The organism is Rhodococcus parequi (genome assembly GCF_046042785.1).
Classification (GTDB): domain Bacteria; phylum Actinomycetota; class Actinomycetes; order Mycobacteriales; family Mycobacteriaceae; genus Prescottella; species Prescottella parequi.
Genome location: NZ_JBDLNV010000001.1, coordinates 87,205 through 108,618, shown reverse-complemented (window position 1 = coordinate 108,618; position 21,414 = coordinate 87,205). Strand labels below are relative to the sequence as shown.

General features: G+C 68.9%; 18 protein-coding genes and 1 pseudogene. 3 read left to right on the top strand and 16 right to left on the bottom strand.

What is annotated here, in order from left to right:
* Positions 1-4: 4 nt before the first annotated feature.
* The 4 genes and pseudogenes from kdpB to ABEU20_RS00515 form a co-directional block, all read right to left on the bottom strand.
* On the bottom strand, positions 5-2,131 hold the full coding sequence (kdpB, locus tag ABEU20_RS00530; RefSeq protein WP_420162463.1) for a potassium-transporting ATPase subunit KdpB: 2,127 nt from the start codon (positions 2,129-2,131) through the stop codon (positions 5-7).
* Entirely contained in the window at positions 2,128-3,828 is a 1,701-nt protein-coding gene (gene kdpA / locus ABEU20_RS00525; RefSeq protein WP_420162462.1) for a potassium-transporting ATPase subunit KdpA, read from the bottom strand. Before kdpA ends, kdpB begins: the two co-directional genes overlap by 4 nt.
* A gap of 20 nt (positions 3,829-3,848) precedes the next feature.
* Complete coding sequence (gene kdpF / locus ABEU20_RS00520; RefSeq protein WP_420162461.1) at positions 3,849-3,947, bottom strand: K(+)-transporting ATPase subunit F; 99 nt, start codon at positions 3,945-3,947, stop codon at positions 3,849-3,851.
* A 346-nt stretch (positions 3,948-4,293) separates the two neighbouring features.
* Positions 4,294-4,934, bottom strand: a pseudogene (locus tag ABEU20_RS00515) (pyridoxamine 5'-phosphate oxidase family protein).
* A 79-nt stretch (positions 4,935-5,013) separates the two neighbouring features.
* Here ABEU20_RS00515 and pdxR point away from each other — a divergent pair.
* A complete protein-coding gene (gene pdxR / locus ABEU20_RS00510) occupies positions 5,014-6,486 on the top strand; it encodes a MocR-like pyridoxine biosynthesis transcription factor PdxR (protein WP_420162460.1) in 1,473 nt (490 codons plus the stop codon).
* Here pdxR and mutM read toward each other — a convergent pair.
* The 10 genes from mutM to ABEU20_RS00460 all read right to left on the bottom strand — a co-directional run bounded on the left by mutM (position 6,422) and on the right by ABEU20_RS00460 (position 18,546).
* Entirely contained in the window at positions 6,422-7,288 is an 867-nt protein-coding gene (gene mutM, locus ABEU20_RS00505) for a bifunctional DNA-formamidopyrimidine glycosylase/DNA-(apurinic or apyrimidinic site) lyase (RefSeq protein WP_420162459.1), read from the bottom strand. The genes pdxR and mutM overlap by 65 nt on opposite strands.
* A 24-nt stretch (positions 7,289-7,312) precedes the next feature.
* Positions 7,313-8,092: a ribonuclease III gene (gene rnc, locus ABEU20_RS00500; protein ID WP_420162458.1), complete on the bottom strand. Its 780-nt coding sequence runs from the start codon at positions 8,090-8,092 to the stop codon at positions 7,313-7,315.
* Positions 8,093-8,108: 16 nt separating this feature from the next.
* Entirely contained in the window at positions 8,109-8,291 is a 183-nt protein-coding gene (rpmF, locus tag ABEU20_RS00495; protein ID WP_081880878.1) for a 50S ribosomal protein L32, read from the bottom strand.
* 2 nt (positions 8,292-8,293) lie between these two features.
* Positions 8,294-8,911 (bottom strand): YceD family protein, encoded by a 618-nt coding sequence (locus tag ABEU20_RS00490; RefSeq protein WP_420163109.1) that lies wholly within the window; start codon positions 8,909-8,911, stop codon positions 8,294-8,296.
* 127 nt (positions 8,912-9,038) lie between these two features.
* On the bottom strand, positions 9,039-9,794 hold the full coding sequence (locus ABEU20_RS00485; protein WP_420162457.1) for a DivIVA domain-containing protein: 756 nt from the start codon (positions 9,792-9,794) through the stop codon (positions 9,039-9,041).
* Positions 9,795-9,910: 116 nt separating this feature from the next.
* The gene (gene coaD, locus ABEU20_RS00480) at positions 9,911-10,405 is read right to left on the bottom strand and encodes a pantetheine-phosphate adenylyltransferase (protein ID WP_420162456.1); all 495 of its coding nucleotides are present in this window, start codon (positions 10,403-10,405) and stop codon (positions 9,911-9,913) included.
* On the bottom strand, positions 10,402-10,968 hold the full coding sequence (gene rsmD / locus ABEU20_RS00475; RefSeq protein ID WP_420162455.1) for a 16S rRNA (guanine(966)-N(2))-methyltransferase RsmD: 567 nt from the start codon (positions 10,966-10,968) through the stop codon (positions 10,402-10,404). The genes coaD and rsmD overlap by 4 nt, the downstream gene beginning before the upstream one ends.
* A gap of 27 nt (positions 10,969-10,995) precedes the next feature.
* Entirely contained in the window at positions 10,996-14,403 is a 3,408-nt protein-coding gene (locus ABEU20_RS00470; RefSeq protein WP_420162454.1) for a pyruvate carboxylase, read from the bottom strand.
* A gap of 197 nt (positions 14,404-14,600) precedes the next feature.
* Positions 14,601-16,856, bottom strand: coding sequence for an ATP-dependent DNA helicase RecG (gene recG / locus ABEU20_RS00465; RefSeq protein ID WP_420162453.1), 2,256 nt, complete (start codon positions 16,854-16,856; stop codon positions 14,601-14,603).
* Between the two features lie 40 nt (positions 16,857-16,896).
* Complete coding sequence (locus ABEU20_RS00460; RefSeq protein ID WP_420162452.1) at positions 16,897-18,546, bottom strand: DAK2 domain-containing protein; 1,650 nt, start codon at positions 18,544-18,546, stop codon at positions 16,897-16,899.
* A 313-nt stretch (positions 18,547-18,859) separates the two neighbouring features.
* On the opposite strand from ABEU20_RS00460, the gene rpmB reads away from it, so the two are divergent.
* Complete coding sequence (gene rpmB, locus ABEU20_RS00455; protein ID WP_005519049.1) at positions 18,860-19,051, top strand: 50S ribosomal protein L28; 192 nt, start codon at positions 18,860-18,862, stop codon at positions 19,049-19,051.
* A 168-nt stretch (positions 19,052-19,219) separates the two neighbouring features.
* Positions 19,220-20,014 carry an enoyl-CoA hydratase-related protein gene (locus tag ABEU20_RS00450; protein WP_420162451.1) on the top strand — a complete coding sequence of 265 codons (795 nt, stop codon included), beginning with the start codon at positions 19,220-19,222 and terminating at the stop codon, positions 20,012-20,014.
* 197 nt (positions 20,015-20,211) lie between these two features.
* On the opposite strand, the gene ABEU20_RS00445 is transcribed toward ABEU20_RS00450, so the two are convergent.
* Both ABEU20_RS00445 and ABEU20_RS00440 read right to left on the bottom strand, forming a co-directional pair.
* Positions 20,212-20,889 (bottom strand): uracil-DNA glycosylase, encoded by a 678-nt coding sequence (locus tag ABEU20_RS00445; RefSeq protein ID WP_420162450.1) that lies wholly within the window; start codon positions 20,887-20,889, stop codon positions 20,212-20,214.
* Positions 20,889-21,410: a gamma carbonic anhydrase family protein gene (locus tag ABEU20_RS00440; protein ID WP_420162449.1), complete on the bottom strand. Its 522-nt coding sequence runs from the start codon at positions 21,408-21,410 to the stop codon at positions 20,889-20,891. Before ABEU20_RS00440 ends, ABEU20_RS00445 begins: the two co-directional genes overlap by 1 nt.
* Positions 21,411-21,414: the final 4 nt, after the last annotated feature.

Sequence of the window (21,414 nt, the reverse complement as noted above, 5' to 3'; positions counted from 1 at the left end):
TACCTCACCCGATTCCAGGAACGAGGCGAACGACCAGGTCGATCAGCCAGATACCGATGAAAGGGGTGACGACACCGCCCACACCGTAGATCAACAGGTTCCGACCGAGCAGCTTCGAGGCCGCCGCGGGTCGGTAACGAACACCTCTGAGCGCCAACGGGATCAGCCCGACGATGACGAGTGCGTTGAAGATGACCGCCGAGAGGATCGCCGACTGCGGAGTCGCCAACTGCATGATGTTCAGCACTGCCAACTGCGGATAGATCGCACTGAACAACGCCGGCAGGATCGCGAAGTACTTCGCGAGATCGTTCGCGAGCGAGAACGTCGTGAGCGCCCCGCGAGTGATCAGCAACTGCTTGCCGATCTCGACGACCTCGATGAGCTTGGTGGGATCCGAATCGAGGTCCACCATGTTGCCGGCTTCCTTCGCGGCCGACGTGCCGGTGTTCATCGCGACGCCCACATCGGCCTGCGCGAGAGCCGGGGCGTCGTTGGTGCCGTCGCCCGTCATCGCGACCAGACGTCCACCGTCCTGCTCCTGACGGATCCGCTCGAGCTTGTCCTCCGGCGTGGCCTCGGCCATGAAGTCGTCGACACCGGCCTCCTCCGCGATCGCCCGCGCGGTGAGCGGGTTGTCGCCGGTCACCATCACGGTGCGAATCCCCATCGCGCGCAAGTCCGCGAAGCGCTCGGCGATCCCGGGCTTGACGACGTCGGTCAGTGCGATCACGCCGAGCACCGTCGCCGTGCCGCGTTCGGCGACCGCCACGACGAGCGGGGTGCCGCCTGCGAGCGCGACCTTCTCGACCGATTCCGACACGGCCGGATCGACCGCTGCTCCGAACCCGGACACCCACGCCAGCACGGCGTCACCGGCGCCCTTGCGGATCTGCTGTGGTCCGGCAGGCGTCGTGATGTCCAGTCCGCTCATGCGCGTCTGCGCCGTGAACGGGACGAACTCGGCGGCTCGCTCGTGGTCGGTGGCGTCGGCCCCGAGCCCGAACCGCTCGGCACACAACTCGACGATGCTGCGCCCCTCGGGAGTTCCGTCGGCAAGACTGGACAACCGTGCGGCGGCGGCCAATTCGTCCTCCGGGCGACCCGGTGCCGGATACAGCGCGGTGGCACGGCGGTTACCGAACGTGATGGTGCCGGTCTTGTCCATGAGCAGCGTGTCGATGTCGCCGGCTGCCTCCACCGCGCGGCCCGACATCGCCAGCACGTTGCGCTGCACCAGTCGGTCCATGCCGGCGATACCGATCGCGGACAGCAGTGCACCGATCGTGGTCGGAATCAGACAGACCAGTAGCGCGATGAGTTTGATCGGGTCCTGCTCCTGGCCCGCGTACTGTCCCATCGGCCCGATCGCGACGACCGCGAGCAGGAAGATGATCGTGAGCGACGCGAGCAGGATGTTCAACGCGATCTCGTTGGGCGTCTTCTTACGCGACGCCCCCTCGACGAGCGCGATCATCCGGTCCACGAACGAATGGCCCGGCGCGCACGTGATCCGCACGACGATCCGGTCCGACAGGACGGTGGTGCCGCCGGTGACGGCGCACCGGTCGCCGCCGGATTCGCGCACCACGGGGGCGGATTCGCCGGTGATGGCCGACTCGTCCACGGTCGCGATGCCCTCGACGACGTCACCGTCGCCGGGGATGACCTCCCCCGCCTCGACCAGCACGGTGTCGCCGACCGCGAGCGCGGTGGCCGAGATCTCCTCGACCGCACCGGACGCCGTGAGCCGTCGGGCCGGCGTGTCCTGTTTCACTTTCCGCAGGCTCGCGGCCTGCGCCTTGCCGCGCCCCTCGGCGACCGACTCGGCCAGGTTCGCGAAGAGCACGGTGAACCAGAGCCACGCGGTGATGAGCCACGCGAACATCGTGGGCTGCGCGATCGCCATGACCGTGGTCACGACGGACCCGACGAGGACGACGAACATCACCGGGTTGCGGGCCTGGTGCCGTGGGTCGAGTTTGCGCACCGCGCCGGGCAGCGACGTGAGCAGCTGCCGGGGGCTGAAGATGCCGGCCTTGACCGGCGAGTGGCCGTGCGCGGCATCCGCGTCGGGCCGATCGGTTGGGACGTCGGCCGCGGGGACCGTCGTGTGGGTCTGAAGACTCATTGCAGGGCCTCCGAGATGGGCCCGAGAGCGAGGGCCGGGAAGAAGGTGAGGGCGGCGACCAGCACGACCGTGCCGGTGAGCAGTCCCGTGAACATGGGGCCGGACGTGGGCAGGGTGCCCGCTCCGGCGGGTGTCCGGCGTTGCGCGGACAGCGATCCGGCGAGCGCGAGGACGAACAGGATCGGCAGGAATCGGCCCAGCAGCATGCACACGCCGAGAGAGGACTGGAACCAGTCGCTCGTGACCGTGAGCCCGCCGAAGGCGCTGCCGTTGTTGTTGGACGCCGACGCGTACGCGTACAGGACTTCGGTGAAACCGTGGATCGAGCCCGGGGAGCCGGGATCGCCGCTGTTGCCGAGATACCCGACGGTGGAGCCGAGGATCACGGTGATGCCGGTGCCGATCAGTACCAGTGCGGGCATCACCAGCACGGACAGTGCCGCGAGCGTGATCTCCCGTTGCCCCAGCTTCTTACCGAGATACTCGGGTGTGCGGCCGACCAGCAGGCCGCCCACGAAGACCGCGATGAGGGCGAGCACGAGGATGCCGTACAGGCCGGTGCCGACGCCGCCGGGCGCGATCTCGCCGAGCAGCATGTTGAGCAGCACCGCGCCGCCGCCCAGCGGCGACATGCTGTCGTGTGCCGAGTTCACGGCACCCGTGCTCGTGCCGGTCGTGGCGACCGCGAAGAGCGCCGAACCGGGGATGCCGAAGCGAACTTCCTTGCCCTCCATCATCGATCCGGCCGCGGTCGCGGCGGCGCCGCGCGCACCGGATTCGGCGGCGAGGGTTACCGCGAGCAGTCCGAAGAACAGCGTCGACATGACCGCGAGCAGCGTCAGGCCCTGTCGACGGTCGCCGACCATCGTGCCGAACGTGCGGGTCAGGCTCACCGGGATCAGCAGGATCGCCAGGATCTCGACGACGTTGGTGATCGGAGTGGGATTCTCGAACGGGTGCGCCGAGTTGGCCGCGAGGATGCCGCCGCCGTTGGTGCCGAGTTCCTTGATCGCCTCCTGCGACGCCACCGGAGCGAGCGCGTTGGTGACGGCGTTGCCGTCGAGTCCGGTGGACGTGAACCCTGTTCGGAACGACTGGATCACGCCCTGGCTCAACAGGATCAGCGCGATGACGAACGCGAACGGCAGCAGGATGCGCAGGCAACCGCGGGTGAGATCGACCCAGAAGTTGCCGATCTCTCCGCCCCGCGAGACGCGGACGAAGCCACGGATCAGGGCGGCTGCCACGGCGATGCCGACCGCGGCGGACACGAAGTTCTGCACCGCCAGGCCGGCAGCCTGCGTCAGGTGGCTCATCGTCGTCTCCGGGACGTACGACTGCCAGTTGGTGTTGGCGACGAACGATGCCGCGGTGTTGAACGCGACGGCGGGACTCACACCGTCCAGACCGCCGCCGAGCGGAAGCACTCCCTGGATCCGCTGCAGGAAGTAGAGCAGCAGCACGCTCGCCGCCGAGAAGCCGAGCAGGCTACCGGCATAGCCGTACCAGGTCTGCTCGGTGCGGGGGTTGATCCGGCAGAGCCGGTACAGCAGGGATTCGATGCGCAGATCGCCGGATCGGAGATCTGTGTCGGTGGTGTAGACCTTCGCCATGTAGTCACCGACGGGGACGTACAGAATCGCTAGCACGGCCACGACCAGTGCTATCTGTAGTCCCGCTGCGAGAGCGGGATTCATGTGTGCAGACCTCTCGAGGACTAGAACCGCTCAGGGTTCAGGAGCGCGATGAGCAGGTAGACCACCAGCGCGGCGGCGATCACGACGACGGCGACACTGACCGTCCCGGCGACCGTCACCGAGCGCTCCTCGTCTGCAGACCTCGCAGCACCAGCGCACACACGGCGAACACTCCGATGATCAACCCGACGTAGGCCAAATCAGCCATGACGTTCCTCTTCCGACTTCCTCGTAGGGCGCGCCGGACGGCGCGACGTGGAGCGCCGCAACTCGGGCGCCTACTGGAGGGTGCCCCCGTTTCGCGGGTGAGAACGTGGCCCTGACACTCTGCTGATGCCGGGATCTGAGCGCATTGACGCGATCTTTACGCGTCGTCCACTCGGCATGCCGCACGCGAATCGACCTCGCGCGGACGCGATCGCGTCCGCGCGAGGTCAGTCCGGGCGCGGCGTCACCCCGGACGCGTCACCGGGTGGACTCCTCCAGCAGCGTCTGCACCGACGCGGGAACCGGCACACCCTCGCTCACCCACGGAGCGCGGATCGGTTCGCCCACAACCGTTCGCATCGGCACCACCCCCGCCCACGCCTGCGGATCCGCGTCACCCTCGCTCGGTGGCGCGGCGCGCACCTTGACCGTCCAGCGCCCGGGCTCGATCGGCAAGGCGATCGTGAGGGTGGCCGCCAGTTCCTTGCGGGTCGACGGACGTACCTCGGTGCTGCGGCCCGGGATCAGCGAATCCGACAGTTCCACGAGCGCGGACGCCGCCTCCTCCGACCCGAGCGGCGTGAGACGACCGTGGACCACCGCGGAGCGGTAGTTGGCGGAGGAGTCGAAGAGGTTGTCGGCCACAACGATTCCGTCGAGGAGCGTCACACACAGCGAGGCGGGTGCTCCCGCCGCCACATGCCGTAGCGCTCCGGCCCCCGTCGGATCCGATTACCGACACGGGCGTAGAGCATGGGCACCGCCCACGGGTTCCCGTCGACGACGGTGGCCAGCGTCCCGAAGGCACAGGCGTCGAGTACCGAGTCCAGGTCGGTGCGGGAATCGCGGGAGCGCTCGGACAGTCGTCCGATGCGATGGGTGGCGGTCGTGTTCGTCATACCGACCACCTTCCCGGGATACCGGCCTGGATAACAGGGCCACATTCGTCCACTTCCCCAGACCAGTATCCTGCACGGTGTGGCCCGGATCTCACGCGCGTCGACCCTGCACCTGACACTGCCCGACACCGAGGAACCGCTCCGGCAGAGGATCGCCGGCGCAGTGGTCGCTGCACTACGCACCGGCACACTTCGACCAGGAGACCTTCTCCCCTCCAGCCGGATCCTCGCCACCGAGCTGAGCGTGTCCCGTTCCGCCGTCGTCGACGCGTACGACGAACTGGCCGCCGCCGGGTTCGTCGACTCGCGACCCGGGTCGGGCACCCGGGTCGCGGCCGGGGCCGACGTCGCAGCCCACGCCGGTGTGACTCCGCACGTCGCCCCGGCGCCCGCCTCGACGGCACACTCCCGCACCACTCGCCCCGCCACCACACTCGATCTCTCCCCCGGCTACCCGGACACCGACCTGATCTCTCCTCGCGACTGGCGGTCCTCGTGGCGCGTGGCCACCGCCGGACCCGTCCCGAACATCCCGCCCGTACGCGGTGGACATCGACGACTTCGGGTGGCACTGGCGGTACACCTGCGCCGCACCCGCGGGATCGTGGCAGACCCCGACGAGATCGTCGTGGTACCCGGCGCACTCGCTGCGTTGAGAACTCTCGTCACCGCCGCGGACCTGTCCGACAGCCAGATCGCATTCGAGGACCCCGGCTATGCGAAGGCCCGAGCCGCGCTCGCGGCTGCCGGCGCCCGTATCCGTCCGGTAGCGGTCGACCGCGACGGCATCGATCCGGCGGCCCTCCGCTCCACCGATGCTGCCGTGTACTGCACTCCGGCGCACCAGTATCCGATGGGGTCACGGCTGTCGGCGGTCCGTCGGGCGACGCTCGTCGCCGATGCCGCCGCGACCGGCCGGCTGATCGTGGAGGACGACTACGACGGCGAGTTCCGGTACGGCGTCGCGTCACTGCCCGCACTGCGCGCGATCGAGGGCGGACGCGAGCAGGTGGCGTACGTCGGCACGGCGTCGAAGATCCTCTCGCCGTCGCTGCGGCTCGCGTGGCTCGTCCCCCCGGCAGCCCTGCTGCCCCGCGTGCAGGACGCCCTCGCGGTGAGCGGTGAGACCGCCTGCGCCGTCACGGCGAGCGCATTCGCCAGTTTCGTGGAGTCGGGCGCTCTCACCAGGCATCTCGCCCGAACGTCACGAACCTACGCGGCGCGCAGGCAGTCCTTCGTCGATGCGCTGCGAACGCACCTGCCCGACGTCGAACCGCTGGGAGTGGAGGCGGGACTGCATGTGGCACTGCGCCTTCCGGACGGCACCGACGACGCCGCGATCGCCGACGAGATCGGCCGGCGGGGCGTCGTCGTCCGCGGCCTGGCCGCCTACCGGGCGGACCCGAAGGGCCCGCGCGGGCTGCTGTGCGGCTACGCGCGGCTTCCCGAATCCCGTGCGGGCGACGCGGCGCGGGTGATCGCCACCGTCATCCGCGAACGAGTCGCGGACGCGGCTGGCACCGGGGACAGCTGTACGACGAGCGGTTCATGAACTTCTCGCGCCGGATCGGCGACCCGCAGCGGCGGCACGGCAGATCCTCCTGCCCGTAGGCGTCGAGGGAACGGTCGAAGTAGCCGGACTGGCCGTTGACGTTGACGTACAACGCGTCGAACGACGTGCCGCCCTGGTCGAGTGCCTCGGTCATGACGTCCCGGGCCGCGTCCAGGAGTCGTCGCAGCCGCGGGCCGCTGAGCTTGTCGGTGGGACGGTTGCCGTGAATCTCGGCGCGCCACAACGCCTCGTCGGCGTAGATGTTGCCCACCCCGGAGACCACCGTCTGGTCGAGGAGTGCGCGCTTGATCTCGGTCTGCTTGGAGCGCAACGTCTTCACGACGACGTCGGGGTCGAAGCGCGGATCGAGCGGGTCGCGGGCGATGTGCGCGACCGAGTCCGGCACGACGGTGCCGTCGACGGTCACGAGGTCGGCCAGTGCCCATCCGCCGAACGTCCGCTGGTCCACGAAGCGGAGGTCGATGCCGGACTCGAGGCGTGCCCGGATCCGGAGGTGCTTCTCGTCGGGCACCGTCGGATCCTGCACGAGCATCTGCCCGCTCATCCCCAGATGGACGACGATCGCAACGGAACTCGGTTCGAGGACGAGCCACAGGTACTTGCCGCGACGCTCCGCCGACACCACGGACTGACCTTCGAGGCGACCGGCGAGGTCGATGGAGCCCGGCAAGTGCCGACGCACCGCGCGTGGATGCAGGACCTCGACGTCGGCGATGGTGTGACCGACGACGTGGGCTTCGAGGCCCCGTCGGACGACCTCGACCTCAGGAAGTTCCGGCACGCTGCGTCCTCGATCTGTCCGGAGTCAGGACTCGACGACGGTCTCGCCGACGTCGGCGGACTGTTCCACCGACTGCGCGGCCTCGGACAGCGCGCTCCACGCGGTACTGGCGGCCTTCTGCTCCGCTTCCTTCTTCGAACGGCCCACGCCGACACCGAAGGCGTCGCCACCGACGACGACCGTCGCGGTGAACTCCTTGTCGTGGTCGGGACCGGTCGCCGTGATCTCGTACGACGGGACACCGATACCGCGTTCCGCCGTCAATTCCTGGAGGCTTGTCTTCCAGTCCAGGCCGGCGCCCAGCTTCGGGGCCCGCGAGAGCAGATCGGCGAACAGGTCGAGTACCACCCGCCGGGCAGTGTCGATTCCGTGCTCGAGATGGATCGCACCGAGCAGCGACTCCATGCCGTCGGCAAGGATGCTCGGCTTGTCGCGGCCACCCGTCATCTCCTCGCCCTTACCGAGGAGCAGGTGCGCCCCGAGGCCACCGGGCCCCAGGCCGCGCGCCACTTCGGCGAGGGCGTGCATGTTGACGATGCTGGCGCGGATCTTCGCGAGTTCGCCCTCGGACTTCTCCGGGTGAGCCGTGTAGAGCCGTTCGGTGATCGTCAGCCCCAGGACCGAGTCACCGAGGAACTCGAGACGCTCGTTGGTCGGCAACCCGCCGTGCTCGTACGCGTACGAGCGATGGGTCAACGCGAGGGTCAGCAGATCGTCCGTCAGAGGTACGCCAAGGGCGGCGAGGAGAGATCCATGATCTTCCTCGCCGCCGGCGTAAGCTGTATTGCTTTTTTTGCTGGTCACAGCGCGACTTAGCAGACTAGACCGCTGCGGTAACCTGACGGCCCTTGTAGGTGCCGCACGACGGGCACGCAACGTGGGGCAGCGTCTTCTCGCCGCAGCCACGGTTCGGGCAGGTGATGAGGGTGGGCGCAGTGGTCTTCCACTGGCTCCGTCGCGACCTCGTGTTGGACCGCGACATTCTGCGCTTGGGAACAGCCACGTCTACTTCTCCTCGTTGATCTTGCTGGCATCAGCAGTTGCATTGCTGGCGTCGGATCCTGCACCGAATTTGGCTGCGAGCCCAGCCCAGCGAGGATCCATTATTTCATGACCGTGCCCGGATTCCGCAATCGCCAGGCGAATGCCACATTCGGGGCACAATCCCTCACAGTCGTCGCTGCACAACGGCTGGAGCGGAAGCTCCAGTCCGACCGCATCGACGATCACCGGCTCGAGGTCGATCTCGTCGTCCACGACCCGGTAGACCTCATCCTCCTCGGTGGTCTCCTCGGTGGTGCTGTCCGGGTAGGCGAACAGCTCCGTGAGATGGAGAGTGACCGAGTCGGCAAACGGCTCGAGGCACCGCGAGCACTCACCCACCGTGTCCGCAGCGACGGTTCCGGTGACGAGCACCCCCTCGGACACCGATTCGAGCCGCAGATCGAGTGCCACGTCCGTGCCCTTCTCGATCGCGACCAGGTCGAGACCGATCCGAGAGGGAGCCTGCAGCACCCGCGACACCGTACGCATCGAACCCGGACGACGGCCCAGTGAGAGCGTGTCCAGCACGAAACCCTCGTCCCGGGTGGGGCGAGATGAACGGTGATGACGGGATGACAACTGAAGTCTCTTTCGGAAAACACTTGGAACGGGCAACCACTCCACGGTACGCGATCAGGTACCCCGGAAGGAAATCAGAGGTGCGTCAGCGGAGGAAAACGGACACGGCCCGCATCGCGCGGAAGGGTCAGCGCCGACGATCGCCGTAGCCGGCGTCGTAGTCCGGCACGCCGGTGCCGGTCCGCAACTGCTGACGCCCACGCCCGACGGATCGAATGGTGCCGTTGAGGAAGTCCTCGAACTCCGCGAGCTTGGTGTCGACGTACAGATCGCATTCCGAGCGCAGGCGGTCCGACTCGGCGTGGGCGGCGTCGATCACGCGTGCCGACTCCGCATTGGCGGCCTGGACGACCTCGGCCTGTGACACCAGTCGCTCCTGCTCGGCGATGCCGTCGGCCACCGAACGCTCGTACGACACCTTGCCCGTTTCGATCATCCGATCCGACTCGGCCCGCGCGCGACCGGTCAGCGAGTCGTACTCGCGCTGTCCCTCGGCGACCGTCGCATCTGCCTCGGCCCGCGCCTCGTGGACCAACTGCTCGGCATGCGAACGGGCCTCGGCGACCATGCGGTCGGCCTGAGCCTTGGCGTCGGCGAGGATCCGGTCCGCGTCCTCGCGCGCGACGGTGACCGTCTCGTGCGCCTGCGCGTTGGCGGTCGTCACCATCTGCTCGGAGCTCTGGCGGGCGTCGCCGACCAACTTGTCACGGTGATCGAGGACGTCCTGCGCGTCGTCGAGCTCGCCGGGAATTGCATCCCGGACGTCGTCGAGCAACTCGAGGACGTCGCCACGCGGCACGACGCACCCCGCGGTCATCGGAACTCCACGCGCCTCCTCGACGATCGCGACAAGCTCGTCGAGTGCCTCGAATACCCGGTACACGCACAACCCCAATCGTCGAATGCCATCGCTGGTGCTGAAAGACAGTTTGCCCCAGTCCCGGCACACGCGCCGTCGCGGCGCCGGTGTGTCGGACGAAGGAGTTCGTCAGCCCTTCGTCAGCCCTTCTCCTGGGCCCGCTCGGCGAGGCGCGCGACGAGCCGCGCGTACACCTTCTCGGGAACCATGTCCGCCACGTCGCCACCGAACGTCGCGACCTCCTTGACCAGGGAGCTGGAGAGGAAGCTGTAGGTGGGATTGGTGGGGATGAACAGCGTGTCGACGCCGGAGAGCTTCTGGTTCATCTGCGCCATCTGCAGTTCGTAGTCGAAGTCGTTGGCGCCGCGCAGGCCCTTGACGATCGCCGAGATTCCTTGGGACTTGGCGTAATCCACCAGCAGCCCGTGCCACGACGCGACCCGCACGTTGGGCAGGTCGCTGGTGGCGTCCTCGAGCATCTCGATGCGTTCCTCGACGCTGAACAGACCGCGCTTGCTCTTGTTGATCATCACGGTGACGACGACCTCGTCGAACAGCGCCGCGGCACGTCCGATCACGTCGAGGTGACCGTTCGTCACGGGGTCGAAGGATCCGGGGCAGACGGCACCAGTCATGAGTCCAGACCGTAGCAGGTGGCGACCTCGATTCTGGTCTCGCCGTAGCGCTTCACCCGCTCCGGGCGCATACCGTCGGGCCACGTCGTCTCGGGTGAGCGTGACGACCGTTCGACGACGACCACCGAGCCCTCCCCCACCCAGCCGTGTGCGACCAGATCGGTGAGCGCGGCGGTCACCGCCTCCTCGGTCACCGCGTACGGCGGATCGGCCAGCACGATGTCGAATTCGCGTTCGGCGGCACCGCCCACGACCGCCGCGACGGACGCCGTGCGCACTACCGCACCGGGCAGGCCGACCGCCGTCACGTTCTGCTTGACGACGGCGGCGGCCTTCGTGTCCGACTCGACCAGCAGCACGTGGGCGGCGCCCCGCGAGAGCGCCTCGAGCCCGAGGGCGCCGGAACCTGCGTACAGGTCGAGCACGGCGGCGCCCTCGAGGTCGATGCGGCTGTCGAGCGAACTGAACAGGGCCTCACGGACTCGTTCGGACGTCGGACGGGTCCCGCTCGCGGGCACCTTCAAACGCCGGCCTCCGGCACGGCCGGCGACGATTCTTGTCACGCTGCAGTCCTGTTCACTCGCCCACTGTCACTCGTTGCCGGTGGTCTCCCGCGTCGAGACGACGGCGAGGAGATCGCCACCCTCGACCTGCTGGACGCCGGCGATGGCAACTCGCGAGACGATACCGCTGCGCGGCGCTGTGATCGCCGCCTCCATCTTCATGGCCTCGATCGTGGCGACGGTGTCACCGGCGGACACCTGCTGTCCCTCGGTCACGACCAGGGTGACGGCACCCGCGAACGGGGCGGCGACGTGGCCGGGGTTGTTCTTGTCGGCCTTCTCCGCCGCCGGCACCTCGCTGGCGATGGACTTGTCGCGTACCGACACCGGCCGCAGCTGGCCGTTGAGGATGCACATGACGGTGCGGTAGCCGCGCTCGTCGGGCTCGGAGATCGCCTCGAGTCCGATGAGCAACTCGACGCCCTTGTCGAGCTTGACGCGGTGCTCCTCGCTGCGGCGCAGGCCGTAGAAGAACTGGTTGGCCGACAGCTGCGACGTGTCACCGTACTTGTCCCGGTGCTCCTCGAACTCCTTCGCGGGCCCGGGGAACATCAGCCGGTTGAGGGTGGCCTGACGCTCCTTGGACGAGCCGGACAGGCCCTTCTCGTCCTCGGGCGTGAGCTGCACCTCGGGCTTGGCGGCGCCGCGCCCCTCGAGCGCCTTGCTACGGAAGGGCTCCGGCCAGCCGCCGGGCGGGGTGCCGAGCTCGCCGCGCAGGAACCCGACCACCGAATCCGGGATGTCGAACCGGGCCGGGTCGGCAGCGAACTCGTCGGCGGGAACGTTCGATCCGACGAGGTGCAGCGCGAGGTCGCCGACGACCTTGGACGACGGCGTCACCTTGACCAGACGGCCGAGCATGCGGTCGGCCGCGGCGTACTTCGCCTCGACCTCCTCGAAGCGGTCACCGAGGCCGAGCGCGATCGCCTGCTGGCGCAGGTTCGACAGCTGGCCACCGGGGATCTCGTGGGTGTAGACACGTCCGGTCGGCGCGGGGATGCCGGACTCGAACGGCGCGTACACCTTTCGCAGCGCCTCCCAGTAGGGCTCGAGGTCGCACACGGCCTGCAGGTCGATGCCGGTGTCGAACTCGCTGTGCGCTGCGGCGGCAACGATCGCCGACAGAGCCGGCTGGCTGGTGGTCCCGGACAGCGGGGCCGCGGCGCCGTCGACGGCGTCGGCGCCCGCCTGCCACGCGGCGAGGTAGGTCGCGAGCTGGCCGCCGGGGGTGTCGTGAGTGTGCACGTGCACCGGCAGGTCGAAGTTGGCGCGCAGTGCCGTCACGAGCTTGGTGGCGGCGGGGGCGCGGAGCAGACCGGCCATGTCCTTGATGGCGAGGATGTGCGCGCCGGCCTCGACGATCTCCTCCGCCAGGCGCAGGTAGTAGTCGAGGGTGTAGAGCTTCTCGTCCGGGTTCGCCAGGTCGCCCGTGTACGACATCGCGACCTCGGCGACGGTCGTACCGGTCTCGCGGACGGCCTCGATCGCGGGACGCATCTGGTCGATGTTGTTGAGCGCGTCGAAGATCCGGAAGATGTCGATGCCCGTGTCGGCGGCTTCCTGCACGAACGCGCGGGTGACCTTCTCCGGGTACGGCGTGTAGCCGACAGTGTTGCGGCCACGCAGCAGCATCTGCAGGTTGATGTTCGGCACGGCCTCACGCAGCGCCGCCAGCCGGTACCACGGATCCTCGTGGAGGAATCGCAGCGCCACGTCGTAGGTCGCTCCGCCCCATGCCTCGATCGAGAGCAGTTCGGGCGTCATCCGTGCGACGTGGCCGGCGACGTCGAGCAGGCCGGACGTGCGCACGCGGGTCGCGAGCAGCGACTGGTGGGCGTCACGGAAGGTGGTGTCGGTGACCGCCAGGGCCTTCTGCTCGCGCAGCGCCTTCGCGAAGCCCTCGGGACCGAGCGCGAGCAGCTTCTGTCGCGAGCCGTCCGGGGGCGCGACGCCGAGGTCGATCTTCGGGAGCTTGTCGTGCGGGTAGACCGCGGTGGGACGTTCGCCGTGCGGCTTGTTGACCGTGACGTCCGCGAGGTAGTTGAGGATCTTGGTGCCGCGGTCCGCGGAGCTGCGCAGCGTCAGCAGGTGCGGCCGCTCCTCGATGAACGAGGTGGTCACGCGTCCCGCACGGAAGTCGGGGTCGTCCAGGACTGCCTGCAGGAACGGGATGTTCGTCGAGACACCGCGGATGCGGAACTCGGTGACCGCACGACGGGCACGCGCCACGGCGGCCTCGAGGTCGCGGCCACGGCAGGTGAGCTTGACGAGCATCGAGTCGAAGTGGGCACCGACCTCGGCGCCGAGATTGGCGCCACCGTCCAGTCGCACGCCCGCGCCGCCCGGGGTGCGGTACGCGGTGATGCGTCCGGTGTCCGGGCGGAAGCCGTTGGCAGGATCCTCGGTGGTGATGCGGCACTGCAGTGCGGCGCCACGGATCGTGATCGAATCCTGGCTCAGCTTCAGGTCTTCGAGGGTCTCGCCGGACGCGATCCGCAGCTGGGCCTGCACCAGGTCGACGTCGGTGATCTCCTCGGTGACCGTGTGCTCGACCTGGATGCGCGGGTTCATCTCGATGAAGACGTGGTTGCCGCGGGTATCGAGGAGGAACTCGACAGTGCCCGCGCAGCGGTACCCGATCTGCTTCGCGAACGCGACCGCGTCCGCGCAGATCCGATCGCGCAGTTCCGGATCGAGATTCGGGGCCGGCGCGAGCTCGATCACCTTCTGGTGGCGGCGCTGGAGCGAGCAGTCGCGCTCGAACAGGTGGATGACGTTGCCCTCGCCGTCGGCGAGGATCTGTACCTCGATGTGCCGCGGGTCGACGACGGCCTGTTCGAGGAACACCGTCGGATCACCGAACGCCGACTCGGCCTCACGCGAGGCCGCCTCGATCGACTCCCGCAACTGGGCGCGCTCGGCGACGCGCCGCATGCCGCGGCCGCCACCACCGGCGACGGCCTTGACGAAGATCGGGAATTCCATGTCCTCCGACGCCGCGAGCAGCGCCTCGACGTCCGAGGACGGCTCCGACGACGCCAGCACCGGCAGACCCGCGGCCTTCGCTGCCGCGATCGCGCGCGCCTTGTTGCCGGTCAGCTCGAGTACCTCGGCGGACGGGCCGACGAACGTGATGCCCTTCGCCTCGCACGCCGCGGCCAGGTCCGGATTCTCGGACAGGAAGCCGTAGCCCGGGTAGATCGCATCGGCGCCCGCGCGCTCGGCAGCGGCGAGGATCTCCTCGACCGACAGGTACGCGCGGACCGGATGCCCGACCTCACCGATCTGATAGGCCTCGTCCGCCTTGAGGCGGTGCACCGAGTTGCGGTCTTCGTACGGGAACACCGCAACCGTTCCGGCACCCAGTTCGTAGGCGGCACGGAACGCGCGGATGGCGATTTCGCCGCGGTTGGCGACGAGGACTTTGGTGAACATGGGAAGCAAAGTACCTTGCCGCGCGTCGTGCCGTGAGCGCAACGTCCCACGATGCGGAATGCTTCGCAAACTTCACAAACAGGCCCGCTGACGTGCGAAATTGGCAAGTTTGCAAACCGGAGAAGAAGTGCCCTGCACAGACCGTACGGAGCGTTCCGATCCGGTTCCCGACGCCGGCCCGGGCCCGCCCCGGGGCCCTAGGATTTCTCCAGGAACTCGATCCGGTCGGAGTCGAGAGCCGCGGCCACCATCGCCGCCAGTCCGGGGTGCCGGGACAGATCCGGGTCGTCGTCGAGGACGCCGCGCGCGAACTCCTGCGCGGAGGCGATCACGTCCTCGTGCTCGAGCAGCGACAGCAGCCGCAGGGTCGTCGCGCTCCCCGACTGGGCCGAGCCGAGGACGTCGCCCTCGCGCCGCTGACGCAGATCGAGCTGAGCCAGTTCGAAGCCGTCGTTGGTGCCGGCGACCGCCGTCAATCGCTCGAACGCCGTCGATCCCGGCATCATGTCGGTGATCAGGATGCACAGTCCCTGATGGCTGCCGCGGCCCACCCGACCCCGCAGCTGGTGGAGCTGACTCACTCCGAACCGATCCGCGTCGACCAGCACCATCACGGTGGCGTTGGGGACGTTGACACCCACCTCGACCACCGTGGTGCAGATGAGCACGTCGATGCCGCCGGCGGTGAAGTCGCGCATCACCGCGTCCTTCTCGTCCGACGGCAGTCGCCCGTGGAGCAGGCCGAGCCGCAGATCGTGCATGGGGCCGGACCGCAGCTCGTCGAACAGGTCGACCGCCGACTTCGTCTCCGGCGGCTCCTTACCGGCTTTGATCAGGTCGGCGTCGCTGTCCCCGTCGCCGATTCGCGAGCACACGACGTACGCCTGCCGCCCGGCCGCGACCTCCTCCCGGATCCGCTCCCACGCGCGCGCGACCCACTGCGGGGTCTGCCGGGCCGCGACGACCTTGCTCACGATCGGCGCACGCCCCTGCGGCAACTGGCGCAGCGTCGACGTCTCGAGATCGCCGAGGACCGTCATCGCGATCGTGCGCGGGATCGGCGTCGCGGTCATCACCAGCACGTGCGGGCTCAATCCTTCCTTGGCCCGGTTCCTCAGCTCGTCACGCTGCTCGACGCCGAAGCGGTGCTGCTCGTCGACCACGACGAAACCGAGATCGAAGAACTCCACCCTGTCCTGGATGAGAGCGTGCGTGCCGATCACGATGCCCGAGTCGCCGGTCACGATGTCGAGCAGCGCGGCCCTCCGCGCCTTCGTCGACATCGAACCCGTCAGCAGTGTCACCTTGGTCGCCCGATCGTCCGCCCCGAGCTCACCGGCAGTGCCGAGCCGGCCCAGCATGTCCCGCAGCGACCGTGCATGCTGCGAGGCAAGCACTTCCGTAGGCGCCAGAAGCGCGCACTGGTAGCCCGCGTCGATCGCCTGCAGCATCGCCCGGAGCGCCACGATGGTCTTGCCCGAACCCACCTCGCCCTGCAGCAGACGGTTCATCGGGTGCGGTCGGGAGAGATCGCTCGAGATCTCCTCGGCCACCTCCTTCTGACCCTCGGTGAGCTCGAACGGCAGCATCTCGTCGAATGCCGCGGCGATACCGTCCGGCTTCGGCGGGCACTGCGGCGCCACCCGCGCCGCGATGTCCCGCCGGCGTCGCGCGAGCACCAACTGCAGCGCGGCCGCCTCGTCGAAGCGCAGCCGCTCCTGCGCCCGGCCGATGTCGTCGCGGGTGTCGGGCAGGTGCACCAGGCGCAGAGCCTCGTCCAGGCCGATCAGGTCGTGTTGGTCGCGAACGTCGCTCGGGAGCGGATCCTCGACGACGTCGAGTTGGTCGAGTACCTGGCGCACGCAGCGGAGAATCGTCCAACTCTCGACCTCACGGGTCGCCGGGTACAGCGGAATCAGCTCGCGGTCGAAGATCGACATGTCGATGCCCGACCCGGAATCCTGTGTGGCGCGAGCCATTCCGGCGAGCGAACCCGCTCCCTGAACGTGCGCCATGGAGACGACGGGATCCTCGCCCTCTGCGGGTTCGGGCAGGATCAGGTAACTCGGGTGCGTCAGGCTCCACTTGCCGCGGAAGTACTTCACCGTGCCCGAGAACATCGCCCGGACGCCGGTGCGCACCGCGTGCTTGACCTTGTGCGGGTTGAAGAACGTGACGTCGACGCTCTGCGACTCGGCCGCGAGTACCACCTTGAGCATCTGGCCGCGGCGGCTCTTCATGTTCACGACGTCGGCCTTGACGACCCGCGCGATGATCGTGACGTGCGAGCCTTCCTCCGGCTCCTTCTCCGTCAGCTCCCGCCCCTGCGCCGCGTACCGGTGCGGGTAGTGCCGCAGCAGGTCCTCGACCGTGTGGATGTCGAAGGCTTCGACGAGCGCGTCCGCCGTCTTCGTCCCCAACAGGTGGTCGAGGCGATCCGTCAGCGTCGCCATGTCGGGCCTCCCGTCGCCGTGCTCACTATCGACTCGCCTTCTACTCGACGCCGAACTGCAACAGGTCGCGGCTCTGCCCACCCCGATAGACCATCACCTCGACACCTGGATGGCGGGAGGTGATGTAGTCGGCGACCCGCTCCCCCAGTCCCTCGGTGGCCTGCGCGCCGAGGAGAACCGTCACGAGCTCGCCACCGGCACCCAGGACGAGGTCCACGAGCCGGCATCCGGCGGCGACGACGTCCCGTTCGATGACGACGACCTCGTGCCCGACCAGCCCCAGACCGTCGCCCGGCTCGCACGTCCCGACATAGGTGAGGGCGCGTTCGTCCGCGATCCGCAGCGAACCCCAACGCGTGGCCGCCGCGGCCTCCGACATCGCGAACGCGTCGTCGACCGCCAACCGCCCGGTGTCGTGTACCGCGAGTGCCGCGAGCGCCTGCACCATCGACGAGCTGGGCAGGAAGACGACGTCCCGCGCATCGGCGCGGGCCTGCGCGCCGACCGCGATCAGATCCTGGGCCGGCAGTGCGCCGTTCGGCAACACCACGACCTCACGGCGGCCGGTGCCGCGGATCGCCGTGAGCAACTCGTCGGGGGTGACCGCGCCGTCGGACCGCAGTACGTGTGCACCCTCCTGTTCGAACAGTTCCGCGGCCTCCGGCCCCTCGACCACCGACAGGACCGCGCGCGGCGGGGTGACGTCCGGGATCTCGGCGCGCGCGGCGTCGAGCACGAAACAGGTGATCCGCACGTCGTGCAGTCGACCGGCCTCGAGCCCCGCCTCCACCGCTCCACCCGCGTCACTGCAGTGCACATGGACCGACCACGTGGGTGCCTCGTCCGAGCCGTCACCGACGATCACGACGGAATCCCCCAGCGAGCACAGCCGAGCGCGCAGGTCCGCGATGCGCTCCCGGTCGGACTCGGCGACGAGATACATCACCTCGTAGTCCTGGCCGGCCACTTCGTGGACGACGTGCGCGGGACCGCACGTGTGCTCCGACCCGGTCGCCGCGGTCTCGCCCGCCGGGGGGAGGAAGGCTTCCCTCGCGGGTGCGGCGCCGCAGACCACTTCGACCAGGGCATCGAGGATGACGACCAGCCCCCGGCCCCCGGCGTCGACCACCCCGGCAGCCCCGAGAACGGCGAGCTGCGACGGAGTCCGGAGCAGCGCTTCGGCCGCTGCGTCGGCCGCCGACGTCGCGACACGGGACAGCGGTGCGGTCGCGTCCTCCCCGGCCACGGTGTCCGCGGCGGCCGCGAGGACCGTGACGATGGTCCCCTCCATCGGGACGCTGACGGCCTCGAGCGCGAGATCCGACGCACGCCGCAGCGCCGAACGCAGCACGTCGGCGTCGAGCCGGCGCGATGTCGTCGTCTCGGCGAAACCGCGCAGCACCTGGGAGAGGATCGCCCCCGAGTTGCCCCGCGCGCCCGTGACCGCGCCACGCGCGAGCGCCCTCGCGACGGCGGACGCGTCGGATCCGCGCTCGTCGGTCGAGAGGGGCTCGGCGGCCCGGACCGCAGCACGCAGCGTCGCGAGAAGATTGGTACCGGTGTCGGCGTCCGGAACGGGGAACACGTTGAGATCGTTGATCTCCTCGCAACGCTTCTCGATTCCCGTCACGCAGGCGTGGGCCCATCGGTACAGCGCGGAGCCGTCGACCGCCTCCAGGACCTCGCGCACCCGTGTCGTCCTCTCCCTGCGTCGGTAACACCACCAGCGGGACGCGGCCACTGGAGTGGCCGAGCCGTCCCGGACCGCCAGCCTATCGGTGGCATCCGACGGACCCCCCGCACACGGCCGAAGCGCGACCTGTACCGTCATTCCAGTCTTCGACGCGCCCCGAACCGCGCTCTGTTCGTCTCGGGCCGGTGATTTGGCCAATCCATGCGGATGCGGTTACCCTTGCAGGGTTGCCTCGCACGGGTCGTTCCACTTCGCGTGTTCGCAGGCAAGCAACAAGACAATGTTTGACTATCACAAGGAGTTCGCGACTATGGCTGCCGTCTGCGACGTATGCGCCAAGGGGCCCGGCTTCGGTAAGTCGGTCTCGCACTCGCACCGGCGTACCAACCGTCGCTGGAACCCGAACATCCAGCCCGTTCGTGCTCAGGTTGCCCCGGGCAACACCAAGAAGCTGAACGTCTGCACCTCTTGCCTCAAGGCCGGCAAGGTCGTGCGCGGCTGATTCAGCCTCACAGCACGGTTCTTCGACTGAGCCCCTCGACACTTCGGTGTCGGGGGGCTCAGTCGTTTGCACAACTCTCCGGGAGTTCTTCCGGACCCCTTCCGAACCGTCGCGGTGGATGGGACCGGACTACCGAACTGCACCGCTCCAGCGGCTAGTGTGCTCCACGTGACTGCAACAGACGCACCCAGCAATGTCCGGATCGAGGACGGCGTCCTCCGGGTGGCCGTGGCCACTGCCGCGAACGGAACCTCCCTCGACATCGACGGCATCACCGAGGCGACCGCCGCTCTGCGCGCGGCCGGCAGCGACGTGGGCGCGGTCCTCCTCGTCGGTGACGGTGCCAACTTCTGCGCCGGCGGCAACGTCCGGGCCTTCGCCTCGGCCGAGAACCGCGGCGAATTCGTCGGCGAGATCGCGACGGCGTTCCACGAGTTCGTGCGCGCACTCGACGCGGTCCACGTCCCGGTGGTCGCGGCCGTTCACGGGTGGGCGGCCGGAGCCGGCATGAGCATCGTGTGCCTCGCCGACATCGCGATCGGCGGAACCTCCACCAAGCTGCGTCCCGCGTACCCGTCCATCGGATTCACCCCGGACGGCGGCATGTCGTGGACGCTGCCGCGCATCGTCGGCGCCTCCCGCGCACGCGAGATCCTGCTCACCGACGCCGTCCTGAACGGTGAGGAGGGCGTACGCCTCGGCCTGCTCAGCCGGATCGTCGAAGACGATCAGGTGCAGGACGAGGCCCTGCGCGTGGCCCGGACTCTCGCGGCCGGGCCGAGCGCGTCCTACGCCGGCATCAAGAAGCTCTTCACGAGCAGCCGGTCCAACTCGCTGTCCGAGCAGCTCGACGCCGAGACCGCGTCGATCTCCGCGGCAGCCGACGGCCCCACCGGTCGTGAGGGCGTCGACGCGTTCGTCGAGAAGCGGCGCCCCGACTTCTCGTCGGTCCGCAACGCGTAAGCGGCAGCCGCGGATCCCGGTCGCTCGTCAGGCCTCCACGGTCACGGCGACCGGGGTCCGGTCCGCACGGAAGTGCACCTTCGGCCAGTGGCCGTCCATGAAGGCCTGTTCGAACAGACCCCGGGCGTCGTCCTGCAGCACCTCGGCGATCCGGAATATCCGAGGGTGCTCGTACCCGCCTTGTCGACAGCCAGGCGTCAGGGCAGGCGCCAATCCACCTGGTCCGCACCGAGTTCCGCGAGAAGCGCGTTGGCGCGGCTGAACGGCCGCGACCCGAAGAAGCCTCGGGACGCCGACAGCGGCGAGGGGTGCGCCGACTCGATCGTCGGAACGTCTCCGAGCATCGGCTTCAGCGTAGCTGCGTCACGTCCCCACAGGATCGCGACCATCGGCGACTGCCGCTCGACGAGCGCGCGGATGGCCTGTTCCGTGATCGCCTCCCAGCCCTTGCGGCGGTGCGATCCGGCCTCCCCCGGCGCGACCGTCAGCACCCTGTTCAGCAGCAGTACCCCGTTCTCGGTCCAGGGCGTCAGGTCACCGTTCGACGGCGTCGGGTATCCGAGGTCCCGGCTGTACTCGGCGAAGATGTTGTTCAGGCTCCGCGGCACCGGGCGGACGTCGGGCGCCACCGAGAAGCTCAGGCCCACAGCGTGTCCCGGGGTCGGGTAGGGGTCCTGTCCGACGATCAGGATGCGCACGTCCTCGAACGGGTGCGTGAACGCACGCAGCACGTTCTCCCCCGCGGGCAGGTACTGACGACCGGCCGCGACCTCGGCACGCAGGAAGTCACCCATTTCGGCGATCCGGCCCTCGACGGGCGCGAGGGCCTTGGCCCAGCCGGGATCGATGAGGTCGGCCAGTGGCTGCGCCGCCATCAGTCGAGCCTGCGCAGCGCGTCGCGGTAGTACGCGGCATTCGCCTGGTACAGCTTCACGTTGAGCTCGAGGTGCCCCTCGGGGACCTCGTACCCCTCGCGCACCTTGGCCGGTACCCCGAGCGCCATGCTCCGCGGCGGCACCTCGAACTTGAACGGCACGACGGCGCCCGCCCCGATCACCGATCCGGACCCGACGACCGATCCGTTCAGCACGACGGCGCCGGACGCGATGAGGCAGTCGTCGCCGATCTGCGCCCCCTCGATGTGGGCGTTGTGCCCGACGACGCAGCCCGCGCCGATGACGGTCGCGTCGATCGACGTGCAGTGGATGACCGTGCCGTCCTGGATGTTCGTGCCGGCGCCGACGCTGATCGTTCCGTAGTCGCCGCGCAGGACCGCCTGTGGCCAGATCGAGGCGCCCGGCCCGAGGGTCACCGCGCCGATCACGACGGCGTCGGGATGGACGTAGGCGTCCGGTGCGATGTCGGGTTCGCGATCACCGAGTGCGTAGATAGCCATGCGT